Origin of the sequence: uncultured Eubacterium sp. (assembly GCF_945980375.1) — a bacterium.
In the GTDB taxonomy this organism is placed as follows: domain Bacteria; phylum Bacillota; class Clostridia; order Oscillospirales; family Acutalibacteraceae; genus Eubacterium_R.
In genome coordinates, this window is sequence record NZ_CAMFQO010000019.1 from 1 (window position 1) to 21,312 (window position 21,312).

At 35.5% G+C, this 21,312-nt stretch carries 22 protein-coding genes; all 22 read right to left on the reverse strand.

The features are described 5' to 3' along the window. Positions 1–828: 828 nt before the first annotated feature. The 22 genes from Q0P34_RS05990 to iolD all read right to left on the reverse strand — a co-directional run bounded on the left by Q0P34_RS05990 (position 829) and on the right by iolD (position 21,296). Complete coding sequence (locus tag Q0P34_RS05990) at positions 829–1,704, reverse strand: glycosyltransferase family 2 protein (RefSeq protein ID WP_294954273.1); 876 nt, start codon at positions 1,702–1,704, stop codon at positions 829–831. 5 nt (positions 1,705–1,709) lie between these two features. After that, positions 1,710–2,315, reverse strand: a complete 606-nt coding sequence (locus tag Q0P34_RS05995; protein ID WP_294954276.1) for an acyltransferase — start codon at positions 2,313–2,315, stop codon at positions 1,710–1,712. A 3-nt stretch (positions 2,316–2,318) separates the two neighbouring features. Continuing rightward, a complete protein-coding gene (locus Q0P34_RS06000; protein ID WP_294954279.1) occupies positions 2,319–3,485 on the reverse strand; it encodes a CDP-glycerol glycerophosphotransferase family protein in 1,167 nt (388 codons plus the stop codon). A gap of 9 nt (positions 3,486–3,494) precedes the next feature. Continuing rightward, positions 3,495–4,484 (reverse strand): glycosyltransferase family 2 protein, encoded by a 990-nt coding sequence (locus Q0P34_RS06005; RefSeq protein WP_294954282.1) that lies wholly within the window; start codon positions 4,482–4,484, stop codon positions 3,495–3,497. Beyond that, a complete protein-coding gene (locus Q0P34_RS06010; RefSeq protein ID WP_294954284.1) occupies positions 4,474–5,025 on the reverse strand; it encodes a DapH/DapD/GlmU-related protein in 552 nt (183 codons plus the stop codon). Before Q0P34_RS06010 ends, Q0P34_RS06005 begins: the two co-directional genes overlap by 11 nt. Continuing rightward, a complete protein-coding gene (locus Q0P34_RS06015; RefSeq protein ID WP_294954286.1) occupies positions 5,013–6,134 on the reverse strand; it encodes a glycosyltransferase in 1,122 nt (373 codons plus the stop codon). The genes Q0P34_RS06010 and Q0P34_RS06015 overlap by 13 nt, the downstream gene beginning before the upstream one ends. Positions 6,135–6,137: 3 nt before the next feature. Next, entirely contained in the window at positions 6,138–7,307 is a 1,170-nt protein-coding gene (locus tag Q0P34_RS06020; RefSeq protein WP_294954289.1) for an EpsG family protein, read from the reverse strand. An 8-nt stretch (positions 7,308–7,315) separates the two neighbouring features. After that, positions 7,316–8,206, reverse strand: coding sequence for a glycosyltransferase family 2 protein (locus tag Q0P34_RS06025; protein ID WP_294954292.1), 891 nt, complete (start codon positions 8,204–8,206; stop codon positions 7,316–7,318). Beyond that, entirely contained in the window at positions 8,206–9,180 is a 975-nt protein-coding gene (locus Q0P34_RS06030) for a glycosyltransferase family 2 protein (protein WP_366783753.1), read from the reverse strand. The genes Q0P34_RS06025 and Q0P34_RS06030 overlap by 1 nt, the downstream gene beginning before the upstream one ends. A 19-nt stretch (positions 9,181–9,199) precedes the next feature. Beyond that, the gene (locus Q0P34_RS06035; RefSeq protein WP_294954298.1) at positions 9,200–10,315 is read right to left on the reverse strand and encodes a glycosyltransferase family 4 protein; all 1,116 of its coding nucleotides are present in this window, start codon (positions 10,313–10,315) and stop codon (positions 9,200–9,202) included. Positions 10,316–10,328: 13 nt separating this feature from the next. Further along, positions 10,329–11,909, reverse strand: a complete 1,581-nt coding sequence (locus Q0P34_RS06040; protein ID WP_294954300.1) for an asparagine synthase-related protein — start codon at positions 11,907–11,909, stop codon at positions 10,329–10,331. Further along, positions 11,899–12,813 (reverse strand): NAD(P)-dependent oxidoreductase, encoded by a 915-nt coding sequence (locus Q0P34_RS06045; protein WP_294954303.1) that lies wholly within the window; start codon positions 12,811–12,813, stop codon positions 11,899–11,901. Before Q0P34_RS06045 ends, Q0P34_RS06040 begins: the two co-directional genes overlap by 11 nt. Next, positions 12,810–13,628, reverse strand: coding sequence for an aldolase/citrate lyase family protein (locus Q0P34_RS06050; RefSeq protein ID WP_294954306.1), 819 nt, complete (start codon positions 13,626–13,628; stop codon positions 12,810–12,812). Before Q0P34_RS06050 ends, Q0P34_RS06045 begins: the two co-directional genes overlap by 4 nt. A gap of 2 nt (positions 13,629–13,630) precedes the next feature. Beyond that, positions 13,631–14,266 (reverse strand): sugar transferase, encoded by a 636-nt coding sequence (locus Q0P34_RS06055; RefSeq protein ID WP_294954309.1) that lies wholly within the window; start codon positions 14,264–14,266, stop codon positions 13,631–13,633. A gap of 179 nt (positions 14,267–14,445) precedes the next feature. Next, positions 14,446–15,471: a stage V sporulation protein AD gene (gene spoVAD / locus Q0P34_RS06060; protein WP_294954312.1), complete on the reverse strand. Its 1,026-nt coding sequence runs from the start codon at positions 15,469–15,471 to the stop codon at positions 14,446–14,448. Between the two features lie 75 nt (positions 15,472–15,546). Continuing rightward, on the reverse strand, positions 15,547–16,326 hold the full coding sequence (locus Q0P34_RS06065; protein WP_294954315.1) for a YdcF family protein: 780 nt from the start codon (positions 16,324–16,326) through the stop codon (positions 15,547–15,549). A 163-nt stretch (positions 16,327–16,489) separates the two neighbouring features. Continuing rightward, complete coding sequence (rplT, locus tag Q0P34_RS06070) at positions 16,490–16,843, reverse strand: 50S ribosomal protein L20 (RefSeq protein WP_294954318.1); 354 nt, start codon at positions 16,841–16,843, stop codon at positions 16,490–16,492. Positions 16,844–17,152: 309 nt separating this feature from the next. Next, positions 17,153–17,350, reverse strand: a complete 198-nt coding sequence (gene rpmI, locus Q0P34_RS06075; protein WP_078768793.1) for a 50S ribosomal protein L35 — start codon at positions 17,348–17,350, stop codon at positions 17,153–17,155. 23 nt (positions 17,351–17,373) lie between these two features. Continuing rightward, positions 17,374–17,925, reverse strand: coding sequence for a translation initiation factor IF-3 (gene infC / locus Q0P34_RS06080; protein WP_294954321.1), 552 nt, complete (start codon positions 17,923–17,925; stop codon positions 17,374–17,376). A 244-nt stretch (positions 17,926–18,169) separates the two neighbouring features. Further along, on the reverse strand, positions 18,170–18,505 hold the full coding sequence (locus tag Q0P34_RS06085) for a hypothetical protein (RefSeq protein ID WP_294954324.1): 336 nt from the start codon (positions 18,503–18,505) through the stop codon (positions 18,170–18,172). 19 nt (positions 18,506–18,524) lie between these two features. After that, a complete protein-coding gene (iolE, locus tag Q0P34_RS06090) occupies positions 18,525–19,424 on the reverse strand; it encodes a myo-inosose-2 dehydratase (RefSeq protein WP_294954327.1) in 900 nt (299 codons plus the stop codon). 18 nt (positions 19,425–19,442) lie between these two features. Continuing rightward, positions 19,443–21,296: a 3D-(3,5/4)-trihydroxycyclohexane-1,2-dione acylhydrolase (decyclizing) gene (gene iolD, locus Q0P34_RS06095; RefSeq protein ID WP_294954330.1), complete on the reverse strand. Its 1,854-nt coding sequence runs from the start codon at positions 21,294–21,296 to the stop codon at positions 19,443–19,445. Between the last annotated feature and the right edge of the window lie 16 nt (positions 21,297–21,312).

A 21,312-nucleotide genomic window follows, 5' to 3' on the forward strand; every position in this document is an offset into this window, starting at 1 on the left:
TAGGAGTCCGTCTCGTGGGCTCGGAGATGTGTATAAGAGACAGATATAATAATTAATGCACATATCCAAATAATCATTTTGAGACAAATAGAAACATTTTCTACTGAATTGTTTTGTAATATCTATTATTTTTCTTCTAACATCTAAACTACCATATAAATTTTCAATATTTCTTCTAGTCGCACTATTTCTTCTGCAAAATACACAATAAAGAGCCTCATCCAAATACGAAGCTATCTTAGCATTTTTACAATAATTTATTAAAAACAAATTATCTTCTGCTATTTTCAAAGATTCATCAAATAGTTCTGTTATTAAATCTCTTTTAATGACTTTATTCCACACACTAAAAAACACTGTTCTGGGAGAATCAAATAAATGTTCAACAAATTTGTCAATGGTCATTGGACTATGTATTTTTAAATTTGGTATATTTTCAACTATTTTATCTTCAATAAGATTTTTGATCCTACAACATACAATATCCGAATTATTTGTAACCATTAAATCAATCATTTTTTCGTACATTGTCGACTCAATAAAATCATCAGGATCAACAAACCCCAGATATACACCTTGAGCGATTCTTATTCCTGCATTTCTGGCAGCACTAACACCTTGATTATCTTGATGAATAACAACTATTCTGTTATCTTTTTCGGCATACTCATCTAATATTTTGCCACAATTATCAGTCGAACCGTCATTAATAAAAATTGCCTCAAAATCAGTAAATGTTTGATTTAGAATACTGTTTATACACCTTTGTAAATATTGTTCAACATTATAAACAGGAATAATAATTGATAGTTTTGGCATAATGGCTCCTTATTTTTTTAGAATATTTATCAACTTATTTCTTAGCTGAATTCGCTTGATAAATAATTTCATCATGAATTTTAAAAATATTTTTTGAATAGGATTAATGTTTTGATAATTCTCGTAGTAATATATTCTGGATTTATGTGTTAATTTCAATGTTTCGATTTTATTGTAAACTGTAGAAGTTGATGTTCCATGATTATGAACAAAAAACAAATCATTTACAAACGCAGCTTTATATCCCAAATTGAGTAGTTTTCGTCCCAAAATGCGTTCTTCACAATATAAAAATACGCCATCATCCAAAAAACCAATTTCTTTTAATACATCTGCACGAATTGCAAAAAAAGAGCCCGGAATAAATTCAGTTTCAATCAATCTATTATAATTAGTATAAACCGGATCTTTAAAACATCTGCCTTTATTTAACTTAAATGTACATGCTAAAATATCGTCATAATAATTTGGTAATTTGATCGTCTTTTTTGAGAACGAGCCATCTTTTTCTTTCATAATGGGGGCTATCATCGCCAAATTATCATTAAGGCAAAAACAATCAATTAGCTTAGGAATAGTATCATTTTCTAAAATGACATCCGGATTAGCAATAATAATGTATTCAGAATTATATTTATTTAATGCATATTTTGCACCGTAATTATTACCATAAGAATAGCCACCGTTTATATCCGATACTATAAAATCTACTTTTGAGTTCTCATGATATTTATCGTTCAAAATAGACTCTGATTCATTTTTTGACCTATTATCTACAACAATAATATGAAAATCATCATAATTAAAAGATAATAATAAGTCTGTTAAAAAAATTGTTGATTTATAATCGTTGTAATTAAGTATTACTATACTTGTATCCTTCAATTTGCTCATCCTACCTTTACCCATTTAGATTTTTCAAAATCCCAAGTTTTAACTACCTTGGCAGGTGAACCGACCGCAATAGAATACGGTGGAATATTTTTTGTAACGACACTATTTGCACCTATTATTGAATGTTTTCCTATAGTGACACCGGGTAAAACACATACTCTCTGCCCAACCCAACATCCTTCTTCTATTGTAACATCTTTTACTATAATATCTCGTGGACTATATCCTCCTTCTATAGTTGGATCCATTCCGTGATTATGATCAGTAACAAACACATCTGGTCCAAAAAGAACATCATTGCCGATAGTTATATTCCCCGCACAAGTAATTCTTGCACGACATTGAACTCTAACATTATCACCAAATGACAAGTTTGAATTTAATTTTTCTTCAAAATGCGAATCATAAACAAGTAACTCACTATTAGGTCCAATCCAAGTATTATGTCCAATAATAATATTGTGTTTCCCTACAATCTCACAAGTATCACCAAAACCAATTTTTCCTATTGCACTTGATTTATCAAATGATTTAAAACCCTTAATAAAAATTTTCTTTTTTATTCTAATTGCAATTCTCTTAAATAATCCAAATACATTCATATACTAACCAATCTTTTTTATTTCTTCATACACTCTATCACAATTATGATTATCATATATTTGATAGAAGTCTCTCATCCGATTATAATATTTTTCAGTCATAATAAAATCATTTTGATAGGCCTCTTCAAGATTGCTAATCAGTTCATCAATACAATAAGCAACCTTTCCAAATCCGTTTATCTCAGCATCAAATACACTTGACTGATACTGCTTAGTAAAAAATTCTGCTTTATCAAATTGAAAATATAAAACAGGCTTATTCATATAAGCAAAATCAAAATGAACACTTGAGTAGTCGGTTATCAATAATGCCGATTCCTTTAGAAGCTCTTGAATGTCATATTGATTGTCCTTATAAACAATTTCTATCTTTTCACAATCTGTTTTGAACGAATTTACATATTTTCGCATATTGTTATGTAGATAAAACACCAATGTCAAACCGTTTTTGATTAAAAAGTTTTGTAATTGATCATTGAAAATAAAACTTGAATACGCCTTAAAATATTCAGTTTCTTCAAAAACCGTATCAGGATTTTGAGCAATGTACGCTCTCCATGTCGGCATAAGAACAATTTTTTTCTTATTAACATTAATATCATGCCAGCCATCTAAGCGAGGAAATCCTGTATATACAACTTCATTCTTGGTATAGCCATAATTGTTTAATACATTTTCATACTCTGCTTTTCCGCTACAAATATACAAATTGATCTTTGCATATTTTTGAAGGCAGAATTCAGATATGCCATATGATACCCCATGTGGAAGAAAAACATCTTTGACCTTTATGTATTTTTTTATTCTCCTACAAAAAGAAACAGAATCAAACGGACAACACCCATTCACATGTGCACTAATATGTATTGGAGACATAACATAATACACAAAATGCTTAAAACTATTAAACTTAATTATGTTACCATATTCTTTGATTTTTTTATAGTCATCACTGGATTTATCAATTATATAATATACTTTTTCGTTTGGATGTTGTTCTCGCAAATATTTATAAAAATAATAGCCATTATCTCTTGCTTGATCTGGTCTTTCTGTAATTATCCAAACATTTTTATTGAATTTTCTCGCAAGCAATCCAATTGGAATTGCAAATGCAAATTTAATGGTTGTTATTATATTTTTAAAATTTACACTGCTTAATTTCAAAATAATCTCCTAAACTGAATACTTTTGGTCTATCTTTGTTATTTTTTCATATATTCTTCTAATCAATAAATAGAGGTGTGGAAGACATACTGTTAAAATAGACATCATTTTTACTTTATTATTTAAAAGTTTTAAAATTAGTTTCATATTTGATTTAATAGTTTTTTTTGCTTCGTTCTTATACTCAGTTGGAATTTTTGCGGTTGATTTTCCTATCAAAAATCCAATATATCTTGAAAAAGCAATTTGATATAACTCATCATTATTACAATCAGCCATAATCGTTTCAAAAACCAACTTTGGACCATTAAATTTGTTAGGATTAAACGAGGATGTTGCCGCCGAATTATTACGCACCATATAATGATATTTGCATACATCTTCAAACACAGACTTTTTGCTCTCTTTGAATAAATAATAGTTCATTAGTAAATCTTCATAATTTTTGATTTCTGTATTCATAACTCCGGTATGCAACAAATTTTGGAACAGAGTGTGGTGAAATAATTTATTACAAAGTCCCGGTTCAACCATTGTGCCTTCTAAAAGATCACAAAGGCCTTTTAGATTGTCTTGTTCCACAAGACACCCTGTATTGTGATAATAATCAACACGCTTTGCACCTAAAACCATTTTGTATCCACAATGAGAAATGTCAGCATTATATTTAACAGCATTATTAATCAAAAATTCATACATATCCTCATCAATCAAATCGTCACCATCAACAAAGCCTATCCATTCGCCGGTTGCGTGTTTAATTCCGTTAATGCGAGCAGAGGTCACTCCTCCGTTTTCTTGATGAATTGGAATAATTCTTGAATCTATTTTTGCATAATTACAAATTATATCAAACGATTTGTCATTTGAACCATCATCAACAACAATAATTTCAATATTAGAATGTGTTTGAGCGCAAACTGAATCTAATGTTCTTTTGATATAATTTTGCAGATTATAAACAGGAATAATTACTGATATTTTGTCGTTAATCGACATATCCAATTCCTCCGTTGTTTTTTAGTTCATCAATCATTTGCTGTTTTTTCTCTGTGGTTAGTTGCGCACTTCTCATTGTATAGCTTTCGTCATACGAAGGACAAACTTCAATTTCTTGTTTTTTTCGTTCTATATATTCATCATATGAACATATTACCTTTGCAGGATTGCCAAGAGCTAAAGAATTCGACGGAATATCCTTACTTACAACACTTCCTGCACCAATAACAACATTATCACCGATAGTAACACCGGGTAAAACAATAGATCCTGCACCTATAAATACATTACTACCTATATTAACAATACCTATTCTTGTTTTATTTAGTGCTGTTTTTGTACTGGCATCGTGAGCGAGTATATGCACCCTTGGCGCTAATGTAACATCATCGCCGATAGAAATTAACCAAGAATGTGAATCATCAATGATTACTCCATTAAGACGCTTAAAGTTTTTTCCTACTTTAAGTCCTCTGTTGATCAACTCTTCAGTTGATATCTCGCCCCTCAATCTATAAATCAGTTTTCTTAATTTGAACATAAAATTAAATCCTCTAACAGTTTTTCAACATTTTCAACTGTTTCATTTGTACTGAATTTTTTGCCTCTTATTTTTGCCTGCTTTTTATATTTATCTAACAAACCCTCTTCTGTAAGTATTGTATAAATGCCATCATACAATGCGTTTTCATTATTTTCTGTTACAATACCATATTCGTTATTACAGCCAAGCAATTCATTCGCACCACTCACCTTTGTGCTAATGACAGGAGTGCCTATAACAAGTGACTCTGTAACTGCCGTACTAAAACCTTCGTGAAGCGAAGAACAAACAAATAAATCAGCAGCAGCTACGTATTTATAGGGATTTTCGTCAAATCCAAGCAAAAGGCATGAATCGCAAATGTTTAAATCCTTAATCATCAATTCTAACTTATTTCTGTCTCCGCCTTCACCAAGAATATACAGTTTGCTATTTATTCCGTTATCTAATAGCCTCTTGTGAATTCTGACGAGTCTATCATATCCCTTATGTTCAAAACTAAGCCTACCAACAGAAACTATATTAAAGCAGCCATCGCAATGACTTATAATATCCTGACTTTCCTTGGATTTTTCAATTATTTGGTTTGTTTCATTAACATTATATAAAACTTTACAGTCTGCTTTGACATCAAACAATGAACAAAAGTTTTCTTTTACCGTGTCTGCAACACAAATAATTTTATCAAAAGAATTATAGCATTTTGTCATTTCTTCTTGACTTCTAAATGATGCTGAAAGCTCCTCAACAGTCTTATGTTCAATATGAATCCACGCTATTTTTTTGCCATTATATGCAGATGCAATTCTACAGCAAGGACCTTCTAAAAACGAAACAACTACATCATAATTTTTTCTAATTACCAACTTACATAATATATTCGGAGAAAACAACTTCATCAATTTAGTATTACCGGGGAACATTTTCTTAAATCCGCCAATGTAATGAACATCGTTAGATAAGAATTTTTTGTTTACTCCGACATCAAAAAGTGTTTGAATAGTTACATCGTATTTAGTTTTGTCTAAATTATTTGCTAGGTTTACAAGAACTTTTTCTGCACCACCATAGCTTAAATCGTGTATAAGAAATAGTATTTTTTTCATAGATTAATAATAAAATAAATTCAGTTTTTCACTACCGTAAAAACCAGCTCCTTGCATTGCGAAGGAATAGTAAAAATATGCAAAATAAAGCACATAGCATGCAATTTTTATAAACGTTCTGGTTTTTCCCTCAAATGTTTTATTCAGCAACCATGGTAGTAAGATATAGTCGGGTAACATAAAGTAAATTGGCATTCTTCCAACTAAAATACCGCTGGTAACTGTACCGACTAAATATACGCCTGTTGCAACAACAGACATATTAATGCATATGTCAATAACATAATCGTGTTGTTCATCGACTGCTTTCTTTCTTACAAATGCTATTATTGGTGGTACTGCAGATATTAGAACACGAATAAAGTTAACTCCATCATCAATAGCACCATCTTCCATTCCATAATTCAGAAGAGCTGAACCAACACCTTCATTTTCGGTTCCTTCAAAGGATGCATCAAGAAAATCTGTAAATTGATCTATTCCAAAAATGATCAACAAGGTAGCGATAATACAAAACCAAATCCCCTTGCTCCAAGGTTTCAACCTTACAATAAAATATAACGGTATCCAAAATAAAGCTGTTTGATGAATTGTTGCAGCCAAGAGTACCAAGAGTAAAAACCTAATCGTTTTTCTCTTTAATACATAGTTAAACCCATACATTATCAAGCATACCGCCAAAAATTGGCGAACACCATTCATCATCCACGTAAATGATCCACTTGCCACAAACAAAAATGCACTCATGGCGAAATTAATTGAATGTTGATAATACAATTTTATAATTGCACCGGTTGAAATTATTGCCAAAAATGTAAACCAAATGGTATAATCCTTTGAAATAAAATGTTTAAAAATTATTTGAAGTATATCAAACCCTTTTGATTTACTGTCACTATCAATAATTGGCTTAATGTCTGATAAATCACTTGAGGCCTTTTGAAACTCAAGAACATATAGCCAAGTATCGCCATAATTACTTCTATATGAAATAAAAAACACCATAACTGCAAATGATAATAATGCAAAAAATAATGGTATTGATTTTTGATACTTTTGATGTTCAATATCATTTGGACCAAATGGCACTACTCTTGAGCTATTAATTCTCAAATAATATCCAAAGGCAGAAATCACTGTTGTTGAAATTAAAATTATATAAAATACAAACATACTAAACTCTACTTTGCTTTGTGTTTAACATAAAATGAAAATAATACACCCGGAACAATTAATAAAATACATAATAACTTACTTGGGCAATCTCTAATTATGTGTTTTTTCTTGGCGTGTATGGAACTCGAAATATAATGAATTACATTTTTCACCTTAAACTTCCAACTGGAATTTGGTAAAGATAAGTAATATTTTCTAATAGCTAAGAAGCTATTTGGACTATTCAAATATTGTTTGAAAATTGAATCCGTCATACCGTTTTGTTGATATTCAACAAATTTTAGATTTTCATTCATTACTAAAAAATCATAGTTTTCAGATATTTTGAGATGCATAATGTGCGGATTATAGTTTTTCTCTCCGTTTATACTTTCTTGCGGAGCAACAGATTTATATAAATCTGTCCTTACTACATTTGCCCTATCACCATTGACAATATGATACTTTCCCAAAAGTAAATCTATCAGATTTATTGATTTTTGATTTGGTAATTTATCACCTATAATACTACCATCACAATAACAATCTAAACCAACTATTCCTGCATATTCATTTGAGCCATATTTTCTCCAAAATCCAATAACCTTTTCAACTAAATCATCGGGAGCATAGTCGTCTGAATCAATACACATCATTAACTCTGTATTACAATACTCAATAGCACAATTATAACCTGTATGCAATCCGCCATTATCTTTCTTAATATAAATAATATTAAATACATTATCTTGATTTTTCCAATCACTAACAATCTGCTCTGTGTTATCTGTTGAACCATCATCAATAATCATCCAACAAAAATCCATAGAGGACTGTCTTCTTAACGATTCATATAGTCTTGGCAATGTGTCTGCACGATTATATGTAGGGCTAAATATTGTTAAAGTAACACTCATTATCTGTTGCTCTTCCTAACTTTTAAAAAAATTCTCAATATGAATAGCATAATTTTAAAACCAAATAATTTATTGAATAATGCTACTAACTTAACTTTATCATTAGTGCCATTATTTAGTAAATAACTCATCGATTTTACTTTAACCAATAATTCTTTATCTCCATAGAAAAATACTACATAAAGATTTAGTAAAGTAATGTATTGATAAGCCAAATAATCAAATACATCTTGTGTATTTTCTGTTTTTAGTTTGTTCAAATAATCAAGAGAGTTTTCAATATTATTATACAAATCAACTATTGACTGTTTATTTATGTTATGAGTAATAGAGGTCTCCTGCTGTCTATATACATACACATTATTCGGATAAACAGTATAATTCTTACATACTGTTAATAACTTTGCTGTCCATTCAACATCTTCCGAAGTAACACCGAATCTAAAATCAAATATATTTTGCTTAACAACATCTAATCTAACAAATTTCGTGCAAGCAGAACTGATTATCCAATTATTAGTTATTAATTCGTTTAATGAATAATCATATTGATCCCTATATGCATCAAAGTTCATTATTGGCTTGAAATAACCATCTTTCCATTCTCCATATCCAAACACAATAACATCATATTGTTTCGTGCAAATAATATCGTTTATTTCTTTCAGAAAACACATATCATTCCAATAATCATCACTATCAAGAAACCCAATATATTGTCCATTTGCTTTTTCTATTCCATAATTTCTTGCAGAAGATAAGCCACCATTTTCTTTATGATACACTTTTATAAAATCATATTGTTCAGCATAATTATCGCATATTTTTCCACTGCTATCAGTTGAACCATCGTCAACTAAAATCACCTCAAAATTTTTGAAAGTTTGATGTGTTAGACTTTGTAAACATTTATCTAAATATTGCTCAACATTGTAAACCGGAACAACAATACTAAATAACAATTTCGTTTCCAAATTCATTCTCCCTAACTAATCAGCCAAAATAGATATTTCCTAATTCTTTGTATACATTCTTATCGGTAAACAGCTGAGCTTTTTCAAGTGCTGATTTTGCATAAATTGTCGGATTATCAAGCACTTTTATAATCCTATCAGCAAATGCATCAACATCTGTTGCACCTACAATAAATCCTGTTACACCGTCTTTAACAAGTTCTCTGTGCCCTCTGTTATTTGACGCTACTACAGCATTTTCACAAAGCATTGCCTCCATAACATTAAGAGGTAATCCTTCTCTAAAACTGCAAGCCACAGAACATTCGGCGATGTTGTTATACTTATTGAGTTCAAGAGTATATCCCAAGAACTCAACACTATTTCCCAATCCGTTTTCCTTAACAAGATTTGTAAGATTATCAAGTTCAGGACCATTCCCGGCAATAAACAGTTTTGCAGTCGGATACTTTTCAACAACCTTTTTCATTGCGAGAATAGCTGTTCTTTGATTTTTGTTTGGAAGAAGCTCACCGACATTAACAATAACTTTTGTGTCTTCAGGAATACAAAGTTCTTCTCTAATAGTTTTCTTTTCTTCTTCGCATAAAGCATAAAACTTACTGCTATTAGCACCGACACCGTGAATATGGTAGACATTTGTTTTGAAATTTTCAGATGCAAGAGCATAATCCTCTTCTGTAATCGTGATTAACTTATCAGTAAGTCTTGCACAAAACTTTTCGATAGGATAATAAATCATCCAATTTTTCTTGGGTGCCCCGTCGTAAAAATGAAAACCATGGGCGGTATAGATTACGCATGTACCTTTTTTTCTTGCTTTTTGTGCAGCAAGACGAGTAAATACTCCTGCTGCCGGAGTATTAGTATGAACAAAATCGTAATCACCGTTATCAATAATTTTTTTAACTTCTTTGTATGCTTTTAGATTTTTTGGACTAAGCGGTGATCTTTCAAACGGCACATCAAATACTTTGTCGGCAAAATCAATTTTCAGGCCATTCTTTTCTGCCAAATTATTTCTTGCTGCAACATGAACCTCATATCCGTTTTCTTGAAGCAATTTCATTAGTGGCTTGTGAAATTGACAAATATGACTTTGTACTGTTGCAGTTAATAATACTTTTTTACTCATCTCTTATTCCTTACTAGAAAGGTAAAATGGAATTTATTGTGAAAATAATATTCAGCATATTTGCTCTAAAATCAGTTTCCTTCATATTTACAACGCGGATGTTCATATCATATAATTCCTTGTTAAGATATTTTTTCATGTCAAGATGATGTTGGTCACTAATTCTCTTATCAAGCGGAACTTTAAACAAAACATCAAGAAACTTCCTATTATTATAAATAAAAGTAATGTCTGAATAGATTTTCATCTCTGAAATATTCAATCCGCCCCAGCTACCCCAAGTAACTTCGTTATAATGCATATCTGCTGGTGGATACTGTGCTGGGATCTTTGAGTATTCAAATTTTTCAATATATTCTTCAAACACCTTATCAATCTTATGTGCAAGAGAACGATTGAAGATAAAGATTTTATATAAATTTCTAAAAAGTTTTGGTGAAAGCTTTGGCATACTGCTTCTACCATAATGTTTATACCAATATGCTCTAATTGTTTCTGATACCCAAGATTTAACCTCAACATCACAATCAAGATTTTCCATTAGGTATACTCTTTTTCTATACTCATTATCATTACCACGAGCAATGTATCCATTATTGTGATCAATGATAGCTTTTATCTCTTCGTAATTTTTTAAGCCATCTGCCGTATCTGGAATATTGAAAAGAATTCTTTCAACATTAAATCTATCCGAAATAGTTTTTGCTGCATCAGCATCAATAGTTTCTTTTTCAGCAGATACATAACTAAATGTCTTAAACTTATCGTATATTCCATTTGCTGCTGCAAAAGTTGTATTACTATCAATTCCACCGGTTAATGAAATATACGGTTTTTTCCATTTTTGTGCAACAAGTTGCATGCCGTTTTTAAGGATATCAGCCGCGTACTCAATTACTTCATTATACTCTTTATCGTCATTTACCTCTGATAAGTCTCTAAGAGGATAAAACCTTCTATGAGTGACACAATTCGAACAATACTCATATTCAATGTTTGGAACTATACGCTTTACATTGTCAAATTGTGTCATATCACCAGGAAGATATGGACCCATAACACGATAATACCATCTATATTCAATAAGTTCTTTTGCAAGTTCGCACATTGATAAATTGCAAATATCACCAATTAATTGTGAATGTGATGAAATATAGAAATAACCATCAATATTTGCATAACAAGCAGATTGCATTCCAGATGGATCTACTTCATATGTAATCCTCCCGTCAACAATAGAACCAATAACAAACACACCCGTAATTTCATCTATTCTATCTTGATAATCATCAGTTCCATATGCTTCGCCAATTCGTTGAAGAATTTTATTTTCATCAATTTCCATAGTAAACGGATTGTACGCATGGCCAAAAATAAAGAAAACATTACCATTTAACTCTACGCTATGTACCGATTGAAGCATATGAGTATACGCATAGAAACCATTACTTAAATCATTCTTGTTCCATTTGCCCCAAAAAGGAAATTTTTGAAGATCCAAATCATTTCTATTGGTAAGGATAAAACCCCTAACAAAAAGATACTGTTGTAATTCTTCATGTTTCTCAATCATTGTTACAAAGTCATTGTTCATTTTTCACATGCTCCTCTAAATTAAATAAGATAGTGTCAAACATTCTTTTGTTATTACTGTCTCCAACAAAGCTATTGTGTGGGGTGATAATTACATTGTCAAAATCCCATAACTTACTGTTTTGTTCAAGTGGTTCTTCTTCAAAAACGTCAAGTACGGCACCTGCAATTTTGCATTGTTCTAATGCAGAAATCAAATCGTTTTGATTTACAAGTTTTCCTCTTGCAATGTTAACAAATACTGCACTATCTTTCATAAGGCAAAACTTTTCATTATTGAAAAAGCCTTCATTATCACTTGTTAACGGTAATGTCAATACCACAACATCGGCTGTTTTCAACAGATTATCTAACTCATCAATAGGATAGATTTCATTAAAATTAGGATTATCGCTTGGGAACAAATCTACGCCGATAACATTTGCGTCAAACGCTCTAAAACGCTTTGCAACCTCTGATCCGATATTTCCTGCACCGACAATGAGTACATTTTTATCAATTAATTCTAATAAACCTCTATGCTTTTCCCATTTATGCTGCTTTTGATTTTCATAAAAAAATCTCGATTGCTTATATAATTGAAGGACTCCGCATAAAGCAAACTCAGCCATTGGAGCAGAATAAACACCTCTTGCATTTGCAATCTTGATATTATGTTCTTTGGCATAATCAAGTGGAACTCTATCAAGACCTGCTGACGTTAACTGAATAAATTTCAAACTCTTGAACTTTTCAATTGGTGTGTATAGGAATAATCCATTACAAACCACAGCTTCGATATCACTAACATCAAATTCAATTGGTATTCTTTCATCTTGGACAAAAACAACATCATGACCAAGAGATTTAATATATTCAATTTGCTCTTGCGTATACTTAAACGCACCTGTCAAAAGTAATTTCATCTGTTAGCCTTTATTGCTTCAATTATCTTCTCTGTTTGTTTATGTATTTCATCAAAATAATCAATCGGTTGATTTTCTAAGCTCTTTTCAAACTCTCTGTTTTCGGCTATGCCGTTCGTCATTATCTGCTCAAACTCTACAACATCATACTTAGTCCAATCACAAAAAGCTCTTGCCAAAATCGACATTGAAGAACCTAATCTGTAATGCTCGCAAAGAATATTTTCCGCAGGAAGAAGGTTATCACAATTAACCTTGCCTACACCGCCTATACCAAACTTTATGTTTGCTTTCTTCAATTTGGAAACAATTTCATCAACTGTTCCGTCAACATACAATTCAAACATAAATTTCTTGTGCTGGCTCAAATGCAAATCATTCAGTCCAATATAGATTTCGTCCACATCATCAAGCACAACAACATCATCAAGGCATTTCCTTGCTTCTTCCGTTTCGAGCAAAAGTATCGTTTTTACTCTTCTTTTTACTATGCTGTAGAACGCTTTAACATCATCAACAGATTTCCACATCGGAAGCATTATAAAATCTGCTCCTGCATTGATAACGGCATTAATCTCATCCTCTGAGCCATCGTGTATTGGATTAACTCTTACAAGAAGCTTTGGCTTGCTGATAGCAGTTCTAACATTTTTTACATCTTCAACCGTATGGTGATTTTTAACTGTATCAAGTCCACCCTGTCGCTTATCTTTACCGATATACTCCATATCAATAAAGATTCTATCAACGCCTGCTCTTTCGCAAGCAGAAGCCACATCGGGATTATTTGTTATGTAAAAATACTCTAACGCCATAATTATACTGTTTCGGTTTCTTTCTCTTCTACTTCATCAGTAACAAGTGTTGCTCCAACATTTACATTATCTTCATTTTTCAACACCTTGACTACTGTTGTAAACAAAATCTTCAAATCAAGCCATAATGACACATGGTCAACATACCAACAATTGAGTTCAATTCTCTTATGCCATTCAACATCTTTTCTTCCGTGAACCTGTGCCCAACCCGTTATACCCGGACGAACATCAAACATATGCAATTGTTCTTCTGTATACTCACTAATGTCCCACGGATGATATGTAAGAGGAGGACGAGGTCCGACAAAACTCATATCACCTTTCAATATGTTCACAAGCTGTGGTAACTCATCAATGCTCGTTGCTCGAATGATTTTGCCGACTTTTGTAACCCTCATATCATCTGCACCGCTATAAACACCGGTACCTGTATGTTCTGCACCTTGACACATAGACCGAAACTTGTAGATTTTGAAGACTTTACCACCAAGGCCAATTCTGTCTTGCTTAAATAAAGCAGGACCTTCAGATTCAAGCCTAACAGCAACTACTGTCAAAAGCATTATCGGCGAAAGAAGAATCACAGCAACCACCGCAAAAATAATATCAAATAACCTTTTTATGTATTTATACATTTTTTCTCCTTTATCATTAAAAAGAAATATCTGCTTTTTGCTTCAAAGCGCATTACCCCACGTTACCCGTTATTATACAACATTTATTAACAATTCGTCAATAAATATGACCTTATTTATAATAATTAATTTATATTTATACAGAGCAATAAAAAAGAAGCTGTGCATTTGACAGCTTCCTACCCTTCCAAGATTACTGCATGTGCTATGCCGGGAATAGTGCGTCCCTGCTTTGTTGAGGTTGGTGACATCAATGCACCCGTGGCGACAAACAATACCTTTTTCAAGCTACCGTTCTTCATATTTTTTATGATGTGAGAGCAAAGCACGCTTGCAGAGCAGCCGCAACCCGAGCCTCCGGAATTAACATCCTGTCCCTCAAGGTCATAAATCATCAAGCCGCAGTCCTTATGCACAGGGCAGATGCTTATGCCGTATTCTCTCTCAAGAAGCTCATACAAAAGCTGACTACCCGTAAATCCCAAGTCACCCGTTAATATCAAATCATAATCATCAGGAGTGGTGTTTGTATCGTGCAAGACCTCCGATATGGTCCTTGCCGCCGCCGGTGCCATTGCCGCACCCATATTATTGGCATCTGTAATTCCGAGGTCTGTAATTGTGCCGATATGAACTGCACAGATTTTTACTGCACCGGGCTCTTTACTAAGGTCTGCATTGCCTGAATTTTTAAGCACCATACTGCCCGCACCGGTAACTGTCCATTGTGCCGTGGGCGTACGTTGACCTCCGTATTCAAGAGGAAAGCGAAACTGTCTTTCGCTTGATGCAAAATGACTTGATGCGCCCACCACACATAAATTTGCTCCTGCCGACAAAAGCAACGATGCGTTACACATTGTAAGCGCCATTGTAGAGCAGGCTCCGTACATACCCAAAAACGGAATACCGAAATCCATAACAGCGAAGCAGGAGCCGGTACACTGATCAAGCAGGTCGCCTGCCAAAATAAAATCTATATCCTGCTCCTGTACTCCTGATTTTGAAATGGCTAATTGAACTGCCTGCTTGAGCATTGCAGATTCGGCAAGCTCATAGCTATCCTGCCCCATAGCAGTATCCTCAAACACCACGTCAAAATCCTGTGCAAGAGGCCCTTCGCCCTCCTTTTTTCCTGCAACTCCGGCAGCACCGAGGATTATTACGGGATTGTCAAGAATATATGTTTTTCCTAATTTTTGCATAAAAACACCTCGGCATTATTTTTGCCGAGGCCACGGGAATTTATGTATATACAAGCAACCATTTATTTTTTAGTTTTAATTTAAGAAAATTTGATACACCACTGCAAAAACCTCTCTTGTTGCAAACGGCATATAACCGTTCCAAGGCGTTTTACTTGGGTACGAATACGCCGTTATTCCGCATCTTTTTGCAAATTCGTATGCTCTGTATTCATGAAAATCATTGGTGACAACGGTAATTTCATTAATACCAACGCCCATATCGTTGAGCATGGCTACGGAATTTTCAAAATTTTCTTTTGTTGAAGTTGATTTTTCCTCAAGCAGTAATCTTGACGGCTCAATGCCCATTTGAGTAAGAGCATTATACATACATCTTGCCTCGGATATATCCTCGCCGTTGCCTTGTCCGCCACTCAAAACTGCGTACGCCTCGGGGTACTTATTCAAATACTCGTACGCCTTATTTATTCTTTTGCTAAGAAATATGCCGGGTCTGTCGCCACGCACCATACAACCGAGAACAATTACATAATCCGTTTGCTTTTCGTTTGCTGAACTGTGTTTGGCAACATTGGCAAAGGCAAAGCCTCCCACACCTATACCTAATGCAAGCACAGTGCAGATAACAGAGGTTGCAATTTTGCCTGCTTTCTTTTGATTAAAGCTTTTGACAGCCTTGTTTACAGGCTCAAAAAGCATTGCATACAAAGTTATTACAACCGCAAAGCCAAGACCGGTCAGTACTCCTATATTGAGTTCTCCGGTTGTAACAAGCGGTCCTATATATAACAACGCAACAATCATTGCAAGCAAAATCAGAATTACTCTTATCAAAACAGATTTTGATTTCATTTAATCACCCCAAATGATGTTAACAAATAAAAATTAACTATCGGCAAATATATTATAAATAAATGGTAAAGAAAAAGGTGAAAAATGTTAAAGGCTCCCCTTAATGTAAGGGGAGCCGAGTATAATCACATTTTATGCGGTTTGAACTGCTATATATTTTTTATTAGAGAGCAGCCTTTGCAGCCTCTACAAGTGTTGCGAAGCCTGCAGGATCTGCGATTGCGATCTCTGAGAGCATCTTTCTGTTAAGGTCGATGCCTGCCTTCTTAAGACCGTTCATAAATGTTGAATAATTCATACCGTTCATCTTTGCTGCTGCAGAGATACGTGTAATCCAAATTCTTCTGAAATCTCTCTTCTTCTGCTTTCTGCCGATATATGCGTACTGACCGCTCTTCATTACTGCCTGCTTTGCAGTCTTGAACAAAGCGTGCTTTGATCCATAGTAGCCCTTAGCTGCTTTTAATACTTTCTTTCTTCTTTTACGAGTCGCCATAGCGCCTTTAATTCTTGCCATTGTAAAATACCTCCGTAAGTTGGCGGTAGTCGAAAGAATATGGTTTTGATACAATCTTTTCCGCCAATACTTTGTTAAATTATTTTTGAATACGGCAGTATGCAAAAATAATTACGCCTTGTTTTGACGCAAAATCTTTACATCAAAACTGCAAGGCACCTAAAATACAAAATTATGAGGAAATTTGTGCATTTCTTTGTTGCAGGCATACTTGCGTATGTCAAAACAAAAAATGTGCAAAGATGCCATCATTTTGCATTTTAGGCATATTATTTCGGCTACCGCCAACTTATGTTTTAGTCGTTCTTCTTATTTATAAGGAACAAGTCTCTTGCACTGCTTCTGGTTTGTAACATCAGCAACTGCTGTCTTGCGAAGATTTCTCTTACGCTTTGTTGTCTTCTTGGTAAGGATGTGAGAGGTGTAAGCGTGAGCTCTCTTTACCTTGCCGCTCTTTGTTGTCTTAAAACGTTTTTTAGCGCCGCTGTGTGTCTTAATTTTTGGCATAACTATTACCTCCGTTAAATTAATTACTTTGATTTAGGGGACATAAACATAAGAATTTGACGTCCCTCGAGTTTTGGCTTTTTATCAACATTTGCTTCCTCGGCAAGCTGATCGGCAAATCTTTGCATATTGGTTTCGCCAAGCTCGGGGTGTGCCATCTCTCTGCCTCTGAGGCGGATTGATACCTTAAGCTTGTCGCCCTTTGCCAAGAACTTGCGGGCTTGGTTAACCTTTGTGTTAAAGTCACCGATGTCGATATTAAGCGAAAGCCTGATTTCCTTCGTTTCAACAGTCTTTTGCTTTTTACGGTTTTCCTTTTCGCGCTTGGTTTGCTCGTAGCGATACTTGGAATAATCCATAATTTTGCAAACAGGTGGCTTTGCCATAGGAGCAATTTTAACAAGGTCCACACCTCTTGCATCTGCAAGAGCCTGTGCCTCCTTTGCACTCATAATGCCTAATTGTTCGCCGGTATCAGAAATAACTCTTAATTCCTTATCCCTAATTTCGCCGTTAAGCTGTGGAGCATCTTTGCTGATAAAAAACACCTCTTTATAAAAAATAAATAAGTACAAACGCAAAGCGCCTGTACTCAATAATTACAAAAAATTATTGCCCTTTTCGCCTACGCTGGAGGGGAGAGAACATACACTCTGCTTTGTTGTGGAAATAATATAACACATAGTAAGCTATTTGTCAAGAAAAATTTTGAAAAGCTTGATGCTTGCAATGATACGGTTATTATCTGCACATTCTATGCAAAAAGACTGCAGGAATGCCCAAACGCACCCTTGCAGTCTTTTTATTAATCATTGATTTTTAATACAGTGAAGCGCCGCCGATTTCGGCAAGGCTGACGCCTGCAACTGCCATAACCACAACAGAAATAACACCAATCAAAATGGATATTGCATAGATAGCAATGATTGCCTTGATAAAGTTTTTCTTATTTTTATTGGTATCAGGGCTTACGAGCCACACAATCCAGCAAATGATGTTTACTACCGGAATTGAAGAAAGAATGAGCATCAAAATGTACGAGCCGACACTCATTACCTCTCTTGTCGGGTCGTAAAACGGCTGTTGGTACTGCGGCTGCTGATACTGCGGTTGTTGCGGCTGATTAGGCTGATAATACTGATTATTCTGTTCCATAAAGCACCTCAAAATTCAATTAAAGTCCTGTGTTTTCTGCGATGTATTTGCGAGCCTTAACTGCGTATTCAAACGGGTTTGCCTTGGCAGGATCCTGCTCTGCTTCAACAACAACCCAACCCTCGTAATCGTTTTCGGCAAGGATGTCGAATATCGGCTTGAAATCAACATCGCCGTCACCGGGGACGGTGAACACACCTGCTCTTACGGCATCAAGGAATGACATATGATTTGGCACAACCTGATTATTGTAAACATCAAGCCTTACATCCTTGAGGTGAACGTGCTTAATGCGGTTTATGTACTTTTTGAGCACGGGAACGGGGTCAATACCGGCAAAGGTAAGGTGTCCGCTGTCAAACAAAAGGTAAACAAGCTCGGGATCGGTAAGCTCCATAAGCTTATCAATTTCCTCTACGGTCTGCACGCCGGTGCCCATATGATGATGAACGGTAAAGTACATACCCTTGCTCTTGGCATATGCACCCATTTCATTAAAGCCCTTGGCAACAACTGCCCACTCTTCATCGGTATAATACGGCTTTTCGTCAAGAATTGATTTGGTTAAATCACCCTGGATAGAATTGCCTTGCTCCGATGCGCCGATAACCCTTGCACCGAGCTTATAAAGCTTATCGCAATGTGCCTTAAAAGCCTCAATGGTTTCCTCATAAGGCTTTGAGGTGAGATAGGAGCTGAACCAAGCGTTGCAAATTTGCAAGCCTCTGATGTCAAGATAAGGCTTAAGAACATCAGGATCGGCAGGATACTTATTGCCGATTTCGCTACCCTTAAAGCCTGCAAGTGCCATCTCGCTTATGCACTGCTCAAATGTATTTTCCGCACCCAAATCAGGCATATCGTCATTTGTCCAGCCGATAGGTGCAATAGCTAATTTTACTTTGTTTGGATTAAGCATTTGTTTTCTCCTTATGTATTAATAGTCAAAGGTCTTTGCAATGTTTTCCTGCATATCCTTGTATGCCTTTGCAACTGTTTCGCTTGTTGAAACCTCGGCAACACCGACTCTCCACCAAGACTCAAAGCCCGGTGTCATTGTTTTCGGCAGCACCTTGATGTCGAACAGAACAGTTCTGTCCTGTCCCTTTGCATCTGCAAGAGCCTTGCGAAGCTCATCCGATGTGCGAATTGTATATGCCTTTGCTCCGTAACCCTCGGCGATTTTTGCAAAATCGACGGTCATATCCGCGCCGTCAAGCATACCTGTTTTTGGATTTCTTGCCTTAAACACGGTGCCGAAGGTATCTGTTCCTTGATTGTTTTGAAGGTTTTCTATACAGCCCCAGCCGAGATTGTCGAAAAGACAAACGTTAATCTTTAAGCCCTCCTGCAACGCAGTGTAAAGCTCGCTGTGTCCCATAAGGAAGGAGCCGTCGCCGCAGAAGGCGTATACCTCTGCCTCAGGCTTTGCAAGCTTTGCGCCGAGTGCTCCGTTAACCTCATATGCCATATTGGAATAGCCGTATTCCATATGGTAATTTCGACAACCCTTTGGTCTGAACAGGCGTTGCATATCGCCCGGAAGTGAGCCTGCTGAGCCGAGAGCAATGTCCTCATCATCCATAAACTCGTTGATTATGCCAAGAGCAAGTGTTTGATTAAGTCCTCCCTCAAGCTCCTTGCTGTAATAATCGTCAACAATGGCATCCCATTCTGCCTTTGCGTCTGCAAGCTCTGTTGTGTAGGTTGTTTTGTAGCCGTCAAGTGCCCCGACAATAGCAGACAACGCCTCCCTTGCATCTGCAACGATAGCCTCTGCATCCATCTTGTAGGCATCAAACGGACAAATGTTGATGCCGAGCACCCTTCTGTTTTCATTAAACAGCCACTTTGAAGAGGTTGTGAAATCGGTAAATCTTGTGCCTACACCGATAACAAGGTCGGCATCCCTTGCAACAACATTGGCAGCCTTGCCGCCTGTTACACCGATACCACCGAGATTAAGCGGATGATTCCACGCAATAAGTCCCTTGCCTGCCTGTGTTTCGGTTACAGGGATATTACATTTTTCGGCAAGAGCCAAAAGCTCCTTTTCCGCACCTGAATATCTAACACCGCCGCCGCAAACGATAATAGGCTTTTTGGCGGATTTAATAAGCTTTACTGCACGCTCAAGCTGTGAAGCTCCGATAGGGCGTCTGTCAATATGCCAAACTCTTTTTGCAAGGAAATGCTCGGGATAATCGTAAGCCTCGCCCTCTACATCCTGTGGCATTGCAAGACATACCGCACCTGTGTCGGCAGGGTCGGTAAGAACACGCATTGCGTTGATGCAGGCTGTCATCAGCTGCTCGGGGCGAACAATTCTGTCAAAGTAATGGCACACACCCTTAAATGCATCGGTAACAGTTCTACCATAGCCGTCAAAAAACTCTGCCTGCTGCAACACAGGGTCAGGCTGACGGCATGCAAAGGTGTCACCGGGGAGCACCAAAAGAGGTATTCTGTTTGCCGTTGCACAGCCACAGGCTGTTACCATATTTGTTGCACCGGGGCCGATAGATGACACGCAAGGGATAATTGCCTTTCTGTCCATCTGCTTTGCATATGCTACTGCGGCAAGAGCCATATTTTGCTCGTTTTTGCCCTGATAAAATTTTAGATTATGACCGCCTTGTTCAAGCGCCTGACCGACACCGACTACACAGCCGTGACCGAATATGCCGAAAATTCCGCTGACAAATTTCGACTCTACTCCGTCAACCTCTATGTACTGATTGTCAAGGAACTTAACAAGAGCCTGCGCCATTGTAAGTCTTTCTCGTTTCATACTGGACCTCGCACAA